Raw genomic sequence first — 16,091 nt, 5'->3', positions numbered from 1 at the left:
TGTCACCTCTGTTTCCTTTTTTCAGAAATCATGTTGTTCGTTTAAGCCACTTTTTCATAAATCCTCTGATTCCTGACAAGGTTCCGGATTCCGGAGCTGCAGGTACAGCCAGATATCGAAGAGCAAGTTTTTGTATATCTTTAGAAGCCTTGCAATGAGGATAGGCTAATCGATAAGGCATCTGTTTCTTTACTGCTGTCACAACCTGAGCATCCTCTGAAATATACCCTAGAAGCGGGATATCTGTTTGCAAAAACCTTCTCGCCACTCCAGCTATTTTATCTGCTACACGCTCCGCCTCCCTTTCATCTTCAACCCGATTTACGATCATTCGAAAAGGAGTTGCGTGCTCCTCGCCGTGCATGACTTTAACTAAGGCATAAGCATCTGTTATTGAAGTCGGTTCAGGAGTAGTTACAATCAGGCATTCATCAGCAGCGCCGATGAATCTCATATTTTCCCTGGAAAGGCCAGCCCCGGTATCGAAAATGACGTAATCCATCTCTTGCGCAATGTCCTCCACCTCACTGGCAAAAAACTCCAGATCCCGATCAGACAAGGAGAATAATTCCTTCATCCCCGACCCCCCCGCAATATATGGTAGGCCATCAGCACCAAGTTGTATGATTTCCCTTATAGTTTTATGTCGGTATAAAAGATGATACAGATTATAGGAAGAAGAAGTTCCCATTAAAACATCGATATTTGCCATACCGATATCTGCATCAAACACCAGCACTTTTTTACCCATAGAATGAAGAGTCAGTGCAAAGTTTAGTGTGAAATTGGACTTGCCTACCCCACCTTTACCACTAGCTACCGTAATAATTTTGGAGGAACGGTTACTCACTTTGCTTTTATCGCTCTCGAGTGGCGCGGAGACCAAGCTTCGGAGTGATGCTGCCTGATCCTTCATTGTGTCCCGTCTCCCAATAACGCCTGGGACAACCATTCCACATTGGGCTTCAGCAGATCATCAGGAACATTCTGACCGTTTGCCACATAAGCAAGTTTGAGCGGGAAACGATGTAGAAGGTTAAAGAGCGGACCGCAAGTTCCTGTTTCATCCATTTTGGTGAAGATCACTTTATCCAATCCATATTTACTGAAATGCTCAGTAATTTGTACCATATCCATGCTTTTCGCAGTCATACTCATCACCAGAAAGGTTTCACTGTTCTCAACAGGAGCAAGTAAACTCTGCAGTTCGGAGACAAGCAATTCATTTCTATAGTTTCTGCCTGCTGTATCCATAAAGATCAGATCGCAGTTTTCTAGCCGTGAAATGGCACGTTGCGTATCTCCTGGCGACTGCACAACTTCAAGCGGCACGTTCAGAATCGATGCATACGTTCTTAGCTGTTCAACTGCAGAGATACGGTACGTATCTGACGTAATAAAACCAACTTTACGCTGTTTTTTAAACATCTGCTCCGCAGCCAGTTTGGCAATCGTTGTTGTTTTTCCTACTCCTGTAGGTCCAGCCACATATACAATTCGAGTGCTAGGCAGGATGCCCTCTTGAATACGGTCTTTCAGAAAAGTCGCTATCTCCAACCGAAGTGCCTCTTCAACATCCGATTCTTGCAATTTACCCTCAGCTAACCCCTGCTCAATAGGTTCAAACCAGGATTCCCATACTTCTGGCCAAATTTCTTGGTCCGCAAGCCGCTCCTGGCTCTTCATTAATTCTTCAGGAATTGTTGTCGCAACTGTTCCTTGCTTGGAAAGCTTGGTCATCATCTGCTTCAAGTCCTGTAACTCGTTCAACAGCTTGTCCTGCTGCTGATCCATACCACGATCTTGGATACTAGGCGTTGAACCCGAAAAATCCGCCCCTTGCGGTCGCGGTTTATGCTCACTGCTCAGGAAATCTGAGCCGTAATCCATTTTTTCATCTATTCCACTTGATTTGGATACAGATGGAACAGCCGCCGTTTTCTCCTGCTCTTTTTGGTCCACCGCCGCTACAGTTTCCCTTGCATCGGCCCCCCCTACAAACGAACGAGCGGTTTGAGCATAAGCTTCAGGTACAAACGAACGAGGCACAGGCGTAAATGAATTTTGCGCCTTCTTAACAGAAGAACCATTCGCCTGACCAGGCTGCTCTTTATCTACTGCTGCAACCACTTCGATACGTTTTTTGCGGAACATCCCGAGCACTCCGCCCACCTTGATTTCTTTGGTGGACAGAATGACGGCGTCACTTCCCAGGTCTTTGCGAATTTGAAGCATAGCTTCGGGCATGGTCTCAACAACGTATTGTTTTACTCTCATAAGTTCACCACCCCGATACTTTGAATTTCAACATTCGGCTCCAACTCGCTATAGGAAAGCACCGGAATATCCTGCATCGTTCTTTCAATCACCTGACGCAGATACATTCGAATGGTTGGAGAAGTTAACACGATGGGTTGTTGACCCGATTGAATTAATCGATTTACTTGTTCACTCAGCTTTTGGTACACACTTTGAGTAGAGACTGGATCCAGTGCAAGATAGCTACCTTGCTCTGATTGTTGCACACTTTCAGCAATTTTCTTCTCAAGTCCTGGTCCAACCGTGATCACTTGAAGGGTTTCACCTTTTTGCGAGAATTGTTGTGTAATCTGACGAGATAACGATTGTCTAACGTACTCCGTTAACACATCTGGATCCTTCGTATAAGTTCCATAGTCTGCCAGCGTTTCAAAAATAGTAACCATATCTCGAATCGATACTTTTTCACGTAGCAGCTTCGCTAGTACCTTTTGTACATCACCAATCGAGAGAACGGAAGGAATTAACTCATCCACCAGTGCAGCATAATTCTCTCTAAGGTTGTCTACAAGTGCCTTCGTCTCTTGTCTTCCAAGCAATTCGTGCGCATGTTTCTTGATTAGTTCTGTTAGATGAGTCGCAACGACAGAAGGCGGGTCAACTACCGTATATCCAGCGAGCTCTGCCCGATCTTTAGTCACTTCATCAATCCATAGCGCAGGCAAACCAAATGCCGGCTCTGTTGTTTCGATTCCTGTTACGGATTCTTCATCATATCCAGGACTCATCGCAAGATAATGGTTTAGAAGCAGTTCTCCGCCACCAACCGCATTACCCTTAATTTTGATCACATACTCATTAGGTCTTAGTTGAATATTGTCACGAATACGGATCACTGGTACCACCAAACCCAATTCAAGCGCACATTGTCTTCGAATCATAATGATCCGATCCAGCAAGTCTCCGCCTTGTTGATTGTCAGCCAGAGGAATCAAACCGTAACCAAACTCAAATTCGATCGGGTCCACCTGAAGCAAGTTAATAACACTTTCAGGACTTCTGACTTCTTCAATCTGTTGTTCTTCTTCCAATTGCTCTTCTGCTTCCTGTTTCAAATTCAGATTATTCTGCATTCGCCAGGCGGCAAAAGCAAGAACACCTGCGAGCGGCAATGTTGTAATTACATGAATTGGCGTAAAGAATCCCAGCATCGCGATGACAAAAGCTACGATATAGATGAGTATCGGATATGTAAACAACTGGCCAGTAATATCATCTGCCAAGTTTCCTTCCGATGAGGCTCTGGTAACAATCAATCCCGCCGCAGTTGAAATAAGCAGTGCGGGAATCTGGCTAACCAATCCGTCCCCGATAGTCAGCACCGAGTACGTGGAAAGTGAAGTTGCAAAATCGTAACCATGTACCGTCATACCGATAATAAATCCACCGATCAGGTTGATTAGGAGGATGATAATACTTGCAATGGCATCCCCTTTTACGAATTTGCTGGCACCATCCATCGCTCCATAAAAGTCGGCTTCGCGTTCAATTTTGGAACGGCGCTCACGCGCCTGCTGTTCATTAATTAAACCAGCATTCAAGTCGGCATCAATACTCATTTGTTTACCAGGCATAGCATCAAGCGTGAACCTTGCTGCTACTTCAGCTACACGTTCGGAACCTTTGGTAATAACGATAAACTGTACGACCACCAGGATCAAAAACACGATAAATCCAATGGCTATCTGCCCACCCGCTATCCAGCTACCAAAGGTAGCAACAACAGCTCCAGCATCACCTTTACCTAGGATCAACTTCGTTGTTGAGATATTGAGTGCCAGTCTGAACAACGTAGTAATGAGCAACAATGCCGGAAATATGGAAAACTGTAATGCTTCTTTGCTGTTCATGGCGACAAGCAAGATCATCAAAGCAATAGAGATGTTGATAACGAGCAACATATCGAGCAGCCAGATGGGGATCGGGAGAATCATCATCAACACAATGCCGATAATACCCGCAAGGATAGCTAAATCTTTTGTTTTCAATGAATGTACGGCCTCCGATCCCTGTTATTTCGTTCTGCCCTTAAGTTTATATACATAAGCCAGCACTTCGGCTACAGCTTGAAACAAATCGGCCGGTATAGCGTCACCAATCTCAGCTCTCTGGAACAATGCCCGTGCCAGTGGTTTGTTTTCCATCGTAATCACACCGTGTTCTTTGGCAATTTCTTTAATGCGCAGAGCGACATAATCCTGCCCTTTAGCAATAATTTGCGGAGCCTCCATCTCAGACCCCTCATACTTCAGTGCTACTGCAAAGTGTGTTGGGTTCGTGATGATTACATCTGCGTTCGGTACTTCCTGCATCATACGCTGCATAGCCATACGACGCTGGCGCTCCCGAATTTTGCCCTTAATCAGCGGATCGCCTTCCATTTTCTTATACTCATCTTTGATATCTTGCTTCGACATGCGTATATTCTTTTCATAATCGTACTTCTGGTACATGTAGTCGAATACGGCAAGTACCAGGAGTGCAACTGCAATCTTGACACCAAGATTTAAAGTAATAGAAGCAGCAAACTGTAAAATCGCATCCATTGAAAAATGTGATAATGAAGCAATATCAGACTGGTAACTAATAATTGTGCTGTACACAAGGTAGCCGATAATAGACATTTTCAAAATGGACTTTGCAAATTCAACTAGCGAGCGAAGTGAAAAAATATTTTTAAACCCTTTGATTGGATTTAGTTTCTCGAGCTTCGGTTTTAAACCCTCGCCTATAAGAAGAAACCCCACCTGCATGTAGTTAACGATTAACGCAATTAGTGCTGCGCCAAGCAAAACGGGAGCGAGCAACAACATCACTTCAATCCCGTAACGCATCATCAGTGCCATCACATTTTCTTCGGTTACATTCATGCTGAGTCGATTAATAAAAATATCTGTAAACAGCTTTACCATGCGCTCTTTATAAAACGAGCTAAACATCATCATGGTCAAAAATGTAAACAGGAGAATCGAGGCACCGGATAACTCCATGCTTTTTACGACTTGCCCCTTTTTTCGTGTATCCTGTCGCTTTTTAGGGGTGGCTTTCTCTGTCTTCTCTCCAGAAAACAATTGGAGATCAAGTTGAAGTTTCATCTGAATCCTGTCCTCCGTTTCACTCATCCCGGCCTTTGTCCGATCGTTCCAAGCAGTTTTTCCATAGTTCGGAACATGACCTCGAACAATTGACCAAACACAAAGGCGAAGCTGGGAACCAGCAGGAGCAAAATAGCAATTCCAACGAGTACCTTGAGCGGCATACCTACAGCAAATACATTAAACTGTGGAGCCGTTTTGGCCAAAAAGCCCAACCCTACATCCGTCAGAAACAGAGCGACTACAATCGGAGCAGCCATCTGGAAAGCAAGCATGAAAGCTTCTCCTAACGTACGTACAAGAAATTCCGCAACGCTGCCATCCGCCATCTTCAAGAAGAATATATTGGATAGCGGAATCCACCGATAACTGTATACGATGCCATCCAGCAGATAATGATGTCCATTCATAGTTAAAAATAAAAGTACAGCAAAAGCATATTTAAAATTACCTGTAAGTGGTGCAGATGCACCTGTCATCGGGTCATACACATTAGCTATACCGAAGCCTATCTGGATATCAATAAACGCCCCTGCAGTCTGTACAGCAGTCATCAAGAGATAAGCCACAAATCCCAAAAGTAAACCGATGAGGATTTCTCTGATTATTAGCAGGATGTAACTCAAGTCCGTTGGAACAGTCTGATGTATTCCAAAGGTCATATATACTGTCAACGTAACAAAAGCAGATATCCCTATTTTAAACGACGTAGGTACATTTCGAGCTGAAAAGACAGGTGCAGTTACAAAAAATGAGGCTATTCGACAAAACATAAGCAGAGCAACAGGGAAACTTTGCAGCAATGTCTCCATCGGCTAAAGCCTACCCTATGTATCTGTACAAATTATCGAGTATGTTAAACGTAAAATCGATTAATATATTCAAGATCCAGGGCCCAAACAAAAGTACCGCCAGCAGTACTGCGACTATTTTAGGTACAAAAGCGAGCGTCTGCTCTTGAATCTGAGTCGTTGCTTGGAAAATACTAATCATAAGTCCTACAACCAGAGCTAGTATGAGCATAGGTGCACTGGCCAGCAATGACGTGTATACTGCTTTTCCGGCCAGACCGATAATAAACTCCGAAGTCATGACCGTCCTCCTTTAACTCTCCGGTTCAAGTATTAAAACTCAGCAACAGTGACTTGACTACCAGATACCACCCATCCACCAGAACAAAGAGCAGTATTTTGAAAGGTAATGAGATCATGACCGGGGGAAGCATCATCATACCCATGGCCATGAGTGTACTCGCCACAACGATGTCGATCACCAGGAAAGGAATAAATATCATGAATCCCATCTGGAAAGCTGTTTTGAGCTCACTGATTGCATATGCCGGTACCATTACCGTGATTGGAATATCCTGATACGATTTCGGCTGTTCCGCCTGATTGTATTTCATGAACAGCAAGATATCCTTCTCGCGCGTATGAGTAAACATAAATTTCTTAATCGGATCTGCTGCCTTTTCTAGCGCCTCCGTTTGTGTCAAATCTCCTTTGAGATAAGGCTGTAATGCAACCTGATTAATAGAAGATAACGTAGGAGACATGATGAAAAGTGTAAGAAAAAGGGCCAGACCGACCAATACCTGATTCGGAGGCATCTGCTGGGTTCCGAGTGAAGTTCGGACAAACCCAAGCACAATCACAATCCGAGTAAAACTGGTCATCAGTACCAGCAATGCCGGGGCTATGCTAAGCACCGTAATTAATAGAATAATAGATAATGAACTAGTACTTGGCGTGTTGCCATCACCGTTCCCAATCTGAATATCAATATTAGGAATCGGCTCGGCAAAAGCCACCGTAACAGATGCCAGGCTGATAAGTCCTACGAAACAACACGCTAACCAAATCTTTTTCTTCATGAATCCCTCGACCGATCTGTAGTATTGTCTTGATCCAGGAGCTTCTCCATCTTCTCTTTACGGTTTGGCATCTGCCGAAGTTTGGATTCAAACATCTCATGAAAAGAAGCAGTGTCCTCAATTTCCATTTCCCGAGGCGGTTCTTCTTTACGAAGACGTTTAGCGAGCTTGGCTATGATGGGTGGGAGGTTTCCTTGCTGTGAAACAGCATCCCGTTCAAAGGAATCCACAATTCTCTGTGCTTCTTCCAAATCCGAAACCTTATCCAGCAGCTGTATATTCTCGCCCACACCGATCAAATAAACGTTTCCGCCAATCTCTAAAATTTGCAGTGACTTGTTTTGTCCTAGTCCGACCCCGCCCAAAATGCGAATGGTTCCGCTTCGAAACCATTGCTGATTTCGTTTGTTCAAGAATCGGATCAGGTAGACAATAAGAACCAGGATGACGGCCAGGACAACAATCACCCATACTAGCTGTAGATAATAATTGATTCCTGCGCCAGCTGGTTCTGGAGTACCCCCCTGAGCCATCAACATGCTTCTTAAGCTCCCAGTGTTTTGCTGATTGCTTCGATAACCCGATCAGATTGGAAAGGTTTAACGATAAAATCTTTGGCTCCAGCTTGAATGGCATCAATAACCATCGCTTGTTGGCCCATTGCAGAACACATAATTACTTTTGCATTTGCATCAATTTTTTTAATTTCTTTCAGAGCAGCAATACCATCCATCTCAGGCATTGTAATATCCATTGTAATCAGATCCGGACGAAGTTCCTTGAACTTCTCAACGGCTTGTGCACCATCTGGTGCTTCTCCTACGACTTCATACCCATTTTTGGACAAAATGTCCCGGATCATCATTCTCATAAATGCAGCGTCGTCTACGACTAAAATTCGGTTTGCCATGTTGGTTCAAATCCTCCCTGAATTGTGCTTATTGTAATTTCTGAATACGGTCCCATTGGCTTAGAATATCTATAACACGAACACCAAAGTTTTCGTCAATGACGACAACTTCACCCTTGGCGATCAGTTTGTTATTTACCAAAATATCAACAGGTTCACCAGCCAACTTATCCAGTTCGACAATCGAACCTTGTGATAGTTCCAATATATCTTTAATTTGCTTTTGGGTCCTTCCTAATTCTACGGTGACTTTAAGGGGAATGTCCATCAATAAATTCAAATTGTTCTCGTCTACATTAGCAAAAGCCCCATTTTGCAAATTGGCGAATTGAACAGGCTGTACATTCACATTCCTATTTGGCGCAGCACCATAGTGTTGAGGCTCACCATAGGCTGGCTGTGGTGGCATATGATATGGTTGCTGCGGTGGCATACCGTATGGTTGCTGTGGAGGCATACCTTGAGGCATCCCCATCGGAGCTTGACCATATCCACTATAGTCCTGAACAGGCTGCTGTGGAGCCTGTGGAGGCATCTGTTGCTGAGCCGGTGGCTGTTCCATAACCGGTGGCGGCGTTGGTGGTGCCACTGGCGCCGGAGCAGGCTCGGGTGTTGAAGCTACAGGAGCACTGGAGGTCGACTCTTGAGCACCTCCAATTAACATATCCACCATGTTTTTCGCAAAATGTACAGGAAGCAACTGCATCAAATTCGAATCAATCAGATCCCCTACTAACAGACGGAATGAAACTTGAATGAGTGTTTCATCTGGTGGTAGATTGGTCACACCTTCGCCGCTTTCCAAGTTGAGAATATCAATCCCTGGAGGAGAAATATTAACAAACCGGTTGAAGATGGTCGACATAGATGTGGCAGAAGACCCCATCATTTGGTTCATCGCTTCCTGTACCGCGCTAATGTGAATTTCGTTCAATTCTTCGTCAGCCGGATTTCCCTCACCGCCCAGCATTAAATCAGCGATAATTTGCGCATCTCTCTTTTTGATAACCAGTGAGTTAATGCCTTCGAATCCATCCACATAGTTCACATGAACAGCAACATGTGGCTTAGGGAACGCTTCTTCGAACTGTGTTCGGCTAATAATTGATACTTTAGGTGTTGTAATATCCACTTTAAGGCCTAATAGTGTGGACAACGCAGTCGCAGCACTGCCAAAAGTGATGTTACCAATCTCCCCCAAGGCATCCTGTTCCAGCTCCGTCAGAAAATCATCAACCGTTTTCTCAGCGGGTTCAGAACTCGAGATGGATTCCGATTGCCGAAGCAAAGCGTCGATCTCTTCCTGGGATAAATAATCCTTACTCGTCAAATTCTTCAACTCCTTCGGTGACAATTTGATCTATTTGCACAGCCACACGGTCCTTAATCGTTCCCGGACTGCCAATATACTTCAGTCTGTCACCAACTTTAATGGAAAGCCCCTCTTCCACCGGTTTATTCAGCGTAATGACATCGCCAACCGATAATCCTAAAAACTCGGCTATCGAAATTCTGGATTCACCAAGTTCGGCTACAACTGGTAATTTGGCTTTGTTTACACGTGATCTCAGCGCTTCGTATTCTTCCGGAGCTCTCGTTTTCTTCTCTGAAACAAACCACTGATGTGTTGATAACCGGGACATAATAGGCTCAAGAACGACATGCGGTATACACAAATTGATCATGCCTGTGGTATCGCCGATTTTGGTACTTAGCGAGATCAAGGCAATGGTCTCATTGGGAGATACAATCTGCATAAACTGAGGATTCGTCTCCAGTGCTTCCATTCTAGGCGAGATATCCAGTACCGTCTTCCAGGCTTCCTGCAAACTTTCGAAGGCTCGGCTGAATATGCGTTCCATAATCGTCGTTTCAATTTCTGTCATGCTTGCAATTTTTGTAGGAGCACTGCCTGTACCTCCTAGCAGACGATCCAGCATCGCATAACCCACGTTCGGGTGAACCTCCATGACCATTCGTCCCTGTAATGGCTCTGCTTCGAAAATGTTCAAAATCGTCATCTTGGGAATAGAACGGATAAACTCGTCATAAGGCAACTGTTCTACCTGCACAACATTGATCTGAACGAACGTCCGCAGCTGGGCCGAAAAATAAGTGGTGAGAAAACGAGCAAAGTTTTCGTGAATACGCGTCAGACTTCGAATGTGATCCTTGGAGAAACGCACTGCCCGTTTAAAATCGTAAGACCTGATTTTCTTCTGAGTTTCTTCCTTTTTCAATTCCTCGGCGTCCATTTCGCCTGAAGAAAGGGCTGCTAATAGGGCGTCAATCTCGTTTTGTGATAATACATCCACCATGTTCTCACCCCCTTACAGGTCTACAGCTTGTTCTATTCATTACATTGGTGCTATAACAATGTCTGAAACACTTGTGCTTTTCAAGTTCGGCTCAGGCAATGCCTCATTAATTAGCCCCGTTAGTTTCTCATTGAATTGTTTCATACCTTTTGCCGAACTCAGTGCCTCAGCTTTGGTATCCGCAAGCGCCTCAATAATGATTGGCTTAACCGTAATACTTTTAATTTTCTCAAAGTCTTCTTTAGCTTTCTTATCCGACAACTTGAAAGAGAAACTAACCATAATAATACGATCTGCATCAGCCAAATTGGTCTTAATCTGTCCAAGCTCGGATGAAACCTCTACAATTTCATCTGCTGTCAGCTTTTTTTCTTCAGCAGCTGCCGCTGTATGTGTATTGTCGTTCTTGTTTTGACTTTGCATAAATACAAAAACTACGACCACAATGAGTGTGATTGCAAGCAACGTTGTTGCAATCCAGGGCATCATCTTTTTCATCAGGACTCCTCCGTTTGCTGCACTTTAATCGTGGCTGCCTGAACTCCAATTTCACGGTTGTATTCTTTGATTTTGGAAATCACTTCATCGGCCTTTTCAAGCACGATTAATCTTTTTCCCGTTACCAGAGTAATATACGTGTCCGGCGTCTCTTCCACGATTTCGACCATCAGCGCATTTAACCACATGGGAGAACCATTTAACCGCGTAACTGAAATCATGTCAAGCCCCCTCAATCATAGTGGAGGAGCAAGCTCCCCCACCATTTCAAAATCACTAATCAGTTATTATCGTTTCAGGTTAACGACCTCTTGAAGAATTTCGTCTGATGTTGTAATGATCCGGGAGTTCGCTTGGAAACCACGCTGTGACACAATCATCTCGGTAAATTCATTCGTCAAATCAACATTGGACATTTCGAGCTGACCAGCAATGATAGCCCCCGTACCGTCTTCTGCACTATTTGCTGTCAACGGAGCAAGTGCACCATCCGGATTGGCATTCGCCGTCATACGATACAAGTTGCCCCCAATTTTCTCTAGACCTGAAGGGTTAACAACTTTACCAATCCCCAGCTGCGCTCCGGCTTGAACCGTTCCATCAGCCATCGTCTGATTGATAAACCCATCCTGCCCAATGGTAAAAGATACAGCATCATCCGGGATCGTGATGTTGGCACCACCATTATCCACTACGAACAATCCATCAGAAGTTACCAGGTTACGAGCAGCATCAACATGGAAATCACCCGCACGAGTCAAGTAAGGTACTTCTTGCGCATCGCTCAAACGTACCAGGAAAAATCCGTCTCCATTGATTCGAAGGTCAGTTGGATTATTCGTGGTCATCGGGCTTCCTGCCAAATGCATTGTGTCAATTGATCCTACTGAAACACCAAGACCAATTTGTTGTGCATTGACACCACCCGAAGGTGTATCTGTTGGAGCCGTTACCCCTTTAGTCGTTTGACTCATAATGTCTTTGAACATCACTCGGCTTCCTTTAAATCCAACCGTGTTTACGTTCGCGATATTGTTACCAATGACATCGAGTTTGGTTTGAAAACCCCTCATCCCGGAAACGCCTGAGTACATCGATTTCAACATTTTACAAAATCCTCCCAGCCTTAAATTGGTTGCCGCATCAGTCGGTCAGCGGCATTCCGGCTCCCGAGAAGGGCCAGCCGGCTATGAAATAATTACAGCACTATCGATTTGAGTAAAGACATTATCTCTCATACTTTCACTATCCATTGCTGTAACGACAGTACGATTTTTGACATTGACGATAAAAGCCATATCCTGCATCAAAATGAGTGACTCTTTTGCCCCTTTGGCAGCAGCCTTGTCCAGTGCAGAACCAATTTGTTTCATTTGTTCGGTTTTCAACTCGATACCACGTTGTTCTAATCGTTTAGCTGCATGATTGCTGAGTTTTAAAAGGTTATCTTCCAGTACTTGAGCAAAGGGTTTGGACGGGGTGCCAGATGTGTCTCCCGTTTGAGGTTTGCGAAGCATATTTGGAGTAACAGAACCCGTATATAACTGTCCAACGGTTATGCGGTCACTCATATGCTTTGCTCTCGATCTTCAGGTTCACTCGTCCCGGCATTCACATCAGACGGGTTACTACCATTAGTATTTGTAGCATCACTTTGAACGTTCTGGGCGGCTGGCTTCGTTTCCTCAGCTTGCTTGGCACGATTCACCTGAATGATTTCATCCAGTTTAATTTCGTCGTTGCCCACCTTTGCATACTGAACGCCGTCTCGCACAATGATTGAATCTACAGTACCCTGACGAAGCGTACCACTGTCTGTTTTATCAGAAGAAAGCCAACTGATTTCCATACCGATCATACCCGATACCGCTCCAAGTGACTGATTTAACGTTTTAAGCTGCGTAGAGATGTTAACCAGTTGCTCCACTGAGCTAAATTGCGCCATTTGAGCGATAAACTCTTTATCTTCCATCGGCTGCATCGGATCCTGATTCTGCAACTGCGTAATCAAAATTTTCAGAAATTGATCCTTACCAAGTTCTTTCGTTGCAGCACTTGTTGTTGCTCTATTTGCAGCCGCGTAATTAGGCCACGTATTATTAGTAGAAACAATTTCATTTGCCATATATTCACCTCATCCCTGTTTAAGCCTCTGCAGTAAATGAATCTCTCTGAATTTCGCTACCTTCCACTTGCTCGCTACGCCAGTTGCGCAACTCTTCCTGCAACCCCGCGGCTGTCACAGCTTCATCGGTATGCTCCCCACGCTCACGGGAACGTTTTTGTTGCTGAGATTGATTTCCTTGTTGACGTCCGCCATCCTGATACATTTCAGATCCGAGCGAACTGTTCTGAGTGACCTCGAGCCGTTCCACCTGAATGCCCTGAGACTGTAACGAGGAACGTAACTGCATCATCTGTTGTTCGAGCATGTCTTTCGCCATGACATGTTCTGTCATGAACCTGGCAACCAATTGTCCGTTTTGCAACGTAATCTGTACATCCAATTTCCCCAAATGTTCAGGGCGGAGAGAGATTGTGGCTTCAGAAAATCCTTTTTGATTCACGATATCCAGCTTGCTCACCACAAATTGCGTCATTTCTTTGGCAAAATTCGTTGCTTGCATGACAGGCTCAGCGGGTTTGCTCACGACTGTACCTGAACTTCGCAAGGACAACTCGCCAGCTGTTACAATGTTTGAATGATGGATTACAGGTTGCGCATCGGCAAAGGGTGTTGAGTCATTTTTAACCGTCACTGTTGTTGCTTTAGATTCTGTTTGAACTGTTGCTGATGCAGTCGTCTGAGATGTTATCCCATCTGTTTTGGATACTGTAGTCGGAGCACCGTTAGGTGTTTGAACAGCTGCATCCTTTATTGCTGAGAATGTATTCAGTATCGATTTGAGTTCAGACCAACCCTTTTTCCCATCCGTTTCGACTCCAGCTTCCTTCAACTGACTCTGCAACTGCTGAAGTAAGTGTTGGAATTCGGGAGCACTCTTGACTACATTAGGACCTGGTTTAAGAACTTCCGTTGCCAATTGTGTCAGCACATCCTGTAATACAAAACGGACTGCAGCCGGATGCTGAGACAGTTCAACAGCAGATGCAGATGTAGGAGCTTGATCTAAATTAGAACCAACCTCACTTAGTGAAGCTTGCTGATTTCCATCTGAATCTTTATTTAATAATGCGTACAATTGCTGGATCAACGATTGAAGACCTGCAAGCAAGGCCGGATCATTTTCCAGAGCTTTGTCTAACGTATCCAAATCACCAAATAATTTTTCAAGCTTTTCCATCAAACCTGACGAATCCGTACCAACTAATAGTGAACTTAACGCGTCCGTTACAGATGTGTTATTTTCTTCATTTTCTGAGGCAAAAGTAAACATCAACGGAGCAGACGTCTTTGTTGTTACTGCACCATTCGTTCCATCAGTACCCTCACCAGTTCCGCTTCCCCCAGCCAATGAATGTGCCAGCGTCTGCAAGAACTCAGCTCCAGTTCCTGTAACCGAACCTTTAGACTGCGTTGTTGATGACTGTGTTGAACCAGAAGTTTTGGAAGAAGCCCCAGCGTTCATTTGATATACGAGTGACATTTTTTCACCTCCCCTCCATGCATTAAGAATAGAATTGTTACTTATTGCCCATTAGCCGATTCAATACTTTGGCTGTCTCAACCGAATCTTCTTTAGACATGTTCTCAAGCAGCTGGGATCGTGTTGCATCATTAACTGAATTGAGTATGGTCAGTGTTTTATCCGGACTAATTTTATAGGTTTCGAGCAATAGTTTGGCTCCGCTTGACGCAGACATCGAAGCAAAGGTCTGGCTCAACTGATTTTTATCCAAATTTTTACTATTGGTTCCTGTTGTCGTAGTCGTTGCTGCTGTTTCCTTTTTTAATCGGGACTGCAGGGCATCCAAAGCAAGATCGCCTGAAGGCTTCGCATCCTTCATCAGCATGGTCACATCCGCTGCAGTCTTCGGATCCATCTTTTCCAGCACCTTCGTCCGGGCAGTCGACTGCATCGCGCTCAACATAAGCACCATTTCTTCATTCGTCATATTTTGCAAAATCGGCGCAGCTTTACTTGGGCTCATATCAGCGTACATTTTAGCCAGACTTTTAATCTGCTTCTGATAATCACTTTCGGTTTCCGGTTCAGAAGCTGCAGCTGTTTCAGAAGCCTTATTTGCATCATCCAATTTCTTTTGCAAATCAGCTGTTTTCTGCGTCTCCGCAGTAGTCGCATCTTTGGCCGCTTTCAGTTCTGCTTCTTTCGCAGTAACCTGAGATTTTAGCTTTTCAATCGTTGCTTCCGCACTTTCAACCTGCTTTTCGCTCTTTTCCAACTTTTCCTTCTCCGGATCAAGCACCGGATCAGGTACCCAATTCTTGACTACAGGAATTTTTTTGGCAAGTTCGAGCGCGTTATTCCGAATATCTACATTAAATAGAGTAAGCAGTACACCTAAGAGCACAACCGTGAATACAATCGGGATCGAAATCATGAGAAACTTTTCCCATCCACTCCCGGACTCTTTTTCGATATCAGTGTCTTTTACAGCCACCGTTCATTCCTCCTTCACGAGACAACTTCGCTTCCGGCTCACATCAGTTCGCACGGGCTTTGGCGGCGAAGCGTACAGTAGCCATCTCGTCCAGATCGTTCTGTTCCCGGAGGAGCATCTCCTGCTGAAATCTGCCTTTAGCTTTATCTCTCGCTCCAAGCCACACTTTTTCGTCAACTACTTTACCATTCAGAAAGCTCTGATTCCGCTGCACATTGACCTGAGCATGCTCGACATCACTGTTCTTACGCGATATACATTCGTCAAGGTGATATGCATATCGCTGCATTTCCTGCAAACTGGATACGGAAGCACAATTTTCAGTTGCCGCTTGAATAATGTTCATCAAATTATTTCGATCATTAATCAATTGCAACAAATGCTCTTCTTCCGTCTGAAGTTTACCGATCGCTGTGGATAACATCCATTCTGCCTGTGTCTTCTCATTGCTTTTCAGGTCAACAACCTTCTGGAAATGATATCGAAATTTCATC

The 16,091-nt window shown here is 44.4% G+C and carries 19 protein-coding genes; all 19 read right to left on the bottom strand.

The features are described from left to right. Positions 1 to 28 precede the first annotated feature (28 nt). The 19 genes from MKY23_RS11130 to fliJ all read right to left on the bottom strand — a co-directional run bounded on the left by MKY23_RS11130 (position 29) and on the right by fliJ (position 16,090). On the bottom strand, positions 29 to 916 hold the full coding sequence (locus MKY23_RS11130) for a MinD/ParA family protein (RefSeq protein WP_154958948.1): 888 nt from the start codon (positions 914 to 916) through the stop codon (positions 29 to 31). Next, positions 913 to 2,277 carry a flagellar biosynthesis protein FlhF gene (gene flhF / locus MKY23_RS11125; RefSeq protein WP_090923856.1) on the bottom strand — a complete coding sequence of 455 codons (1,365 nt, stop codon included), beginning with the start codon at positions 2,275 to 2,277 and terminating at the stop codon, positions 913 to 915. Before flhF ends, MKY23_RS11130 begins: the two co-directional genes overlap by 4 nt. Next, complete coding sequence (gene flhA / locus MKY23_RS11120; RefSeq protein WP_145329777.1) at positions 2,274 to 4,307, bottom strand: flagellar biosynthesis protein FlhA; 2,034 nt, start codon at positions 4,305 to 4,307, stop codon at positions 2,274 to 2,276. The genes flhF and flhA overlap by 4 nt, the downstream gene beginning before the upstream one ends. A gap of 24 nt (positions 4,308 to 4,331) precedes the next feature. Further along, positions 4,332 to 5,441, bottom strand: coding sequence for a flagellar biosynthesis protein FlhB (gene flhB / locus MKY23_RS11115; RefSeq protein ID WP_123064462.1), 1,110 nt, complete (start codon positions 5,439 to 5,441; stop codon positions 4,332 to 4,334). Next, positions 5,438 to 6,226 carry a flagellar biosynthetic protein FliR gene (gene fliR, locus MKY23_RS11110; RefSeq protein ID WP_154983888.1) on the bottom strand — a complete coding sequence of 263 codons (789 nt, stop codon included), beginning with the start codon at positions 6,224 to 6,226 and terminating at the stop codon, positions 5,438 to 5,440. The genes flhB and fliR overlap by 4 nt, the downstream gene beginning before the upstream one ends. 10 nt (positions 6,227 to 6,236) lie before the next feature. Then, complete coding sequence (fliQ, locus tag MKY23_RS11105) at positions 6,237 to 6,506, bottom strand: flagellar biosynthesis protein FliQ (protein ID WP_123064460.1); 270 nt, start codon at positions 6,504 to 6,506, stop codon at positions 6,237 to 6,239. A gap of 25 nt (positions 6,507 to 6,531) precedes the next feature. Beyond that, complete coding sequence (gene fliP / locus MKY23_RS11100) at positions 6,532 to 7,287, bottom strand: flagellar type III secretion system pore protein FliP (RefSeq protein ID WP_154958951.1); 756 nt, start codon at positions 7,285 to 7,287, stop codon at positions 6,532 to 6,534. Next, positions 7,284 to 7,820: a flagellar biosynthetic protein FliO gene (locus MKY23_RS11095; RefSeq protein ID WP_090923949.1), complete on the bottom strand. Its 537-nt coding sequence runs from the start codon at positions 7,818 to 7,820 to the stop codon at positions 7,284 to 7,286. The genes fliP and MKY23_RS11095 overlap by 4 nt, the downstream gene beginning before the upstream one ends. Before the next feature lie 11 nt (positions 7,821 to 7,831). Beyond that, positions 7,832 to 8,197, bottom strand: coding sequence for a response regulator (locus MKY23_RS11090; RefSeq protein ID WP_090923862.1), 366 nt, complete (start codon positions 8,195 to 8,197; stop codon positions 7,832 to 7,834). A 28-nt stretch (positions 8,198 to 8,225) separates the two neighbouring features. Continuing rightward, complete coding sequence (gene fliY, locus MKY23_RS11085; RefSeq protein WP_221790559.1) at positions 8,226 to 9,527, bottom strand: flagellar motor switch phosphatase FliY; 1,302 nt, start codon at positions 9,525 to 9,527, stop codon at positions 8,226 to 8,228. Further along, the gene (fliM, locus tag MKY23_RS11080; RefSeq protein ID WP_090923864.1) at positions 9,517 to 10,515 is read right to left on the bottom strand and encodes a flagellar motor switch protein FliM; all 999 of its coding nucleotides are present in this window, start codon (positions 10,513 to 10,515) and stop codon (positions 9,517 to 9,519) included. The genes fliY and fliM overlap by 11 nt, the downstream gene beginning before the upstream one ends. 39 nt (positions 10,516 to 10,554) lie before the next feature. After that, positions 10,555 to 11,013 carry a flagellar basal body-associated FliL family protein gene (locus tag MKY23_RS11075; protein ID WP_154958954.1) on the bottom strand — a complete coding sequence of 153 codons (459 nt, stop codon included), beginning with the start codon at positions 11,011 to 11,013 and terminating at the stop codon, positions 10,555 to 10,557. Beyond that, positions 11,013 to 11,234, bottom strand: a complete 222-nt coding sequence (locus tag MKY23_RS11070) for a flagellar FlbD family protein (RefSeq protein WP_056700597.1) — start codon at positions 11,232 to 11,234, stop codon at positions 11,013 to 11,015. The genes MKY23_RS11075 and MKY23_RS11070 overlap by 1 nt, the downstream gene beginning before the upstream one ends. 66 nt (positions 11,235 to 11,300) lie before the next feature. Then, positions 11,301 to 12,119: a flagellar basal body rod protein FlgG gene (gene flgG / locus MKY23_RS11065; RefSeq protein WP_339837982.1), complete on the bottom strand. Its 819-nt coding sequence runs from the start codon at positions 12,117 to 12,119 to the stop codon at positions 11,301 to 11,303. Positions 12,120 to 12,200: 81 nt separating this feature from the next. Next, positions 12,201 to 12,584 carry a TIGR02530 family flagellar biosynthesis protein gene (locus MKY23_RS11060; protein ID WP_339837979.1) on the bottom strand — a complete coding sequence of 128 codons (384 nt, stop codon included), beginning with the start codon at positions 12,582 to 12,584 and terminating at the stop codon, positions 12,201 to 12,203. Further along, positions 12,581 to 13,138, bottom strand: a complete 558-nt coding sequence (locus tag MKY23_RS11055) for a flagellar hook capping FlgD N-terminal domain-containing protein (RefSeq protein ID WP_339837976.1) — start codon at positions 13,136 to 13,138, stop codon at positions 12,581 to 12,583. Before MKY23_RS11055 ends, MKY23_RS11060 begins: the two co-directional genes overlap by 4 nt. Before the next feature lie 19 nt (positions 13,139 to 13,157). After that, the gene (locus MKY23_RS11050) at positions 13,158 to 14,621 is read right to left on the bottom strand and encodes a flagellar hook-length control protein FliK (protein ID WP_339837973.1); all 1,464 of its coding nucleotides are present in this window, start codon (positions 14,619 to 14,621) and stop codon (positions 13,158 to 13,160) included. Between the two features lie 37 nt (positions 14,622 to 14,658). Further along, the gene (locus MKY23_RS11045; RefSeq protein ID WP_154958958.1) at positions 14,659 to 15,597 is read right to left on the bottom strand and encodes a kinesin; all 939 of its coding nucleotides are present in this window, start codon (positions 15,595 to 15,597) and stop codon (positions 14,659 to 14,661) included. A 43-nt stretch (positions 15,598 to 15,640) separates the two neighbouring features. Continuing rightward, a complete protein-coding gene (gene fliJ, locus MKY23_RS11040) occupies positions 15,641 to 16,090 on the bottom strand; it encodes a flagellar export protein FliJ (RefSeq protein WP_090923871.1) in 450 nt (149 codons plus the stop codon). Position 16,091: the final 1 nt, after the last annotated feature.

Origin of the sequence: Paenibacillus sp. FSL R7-0272, assembly GCF_037969905.1 — a bacterium.
GTDB classification, from domain to species: domain Bacteria; phylum Bacillota; class Bacilli; order Paenibacillales; family Paenibacillaceae; genus Paenibacillus; species Paenibacillus polysaccharolyticus.
Note: the sequence above shows the minus strand (reverse complement) of the source record. Positions and strands in the feature narration are given on the sequence as shown.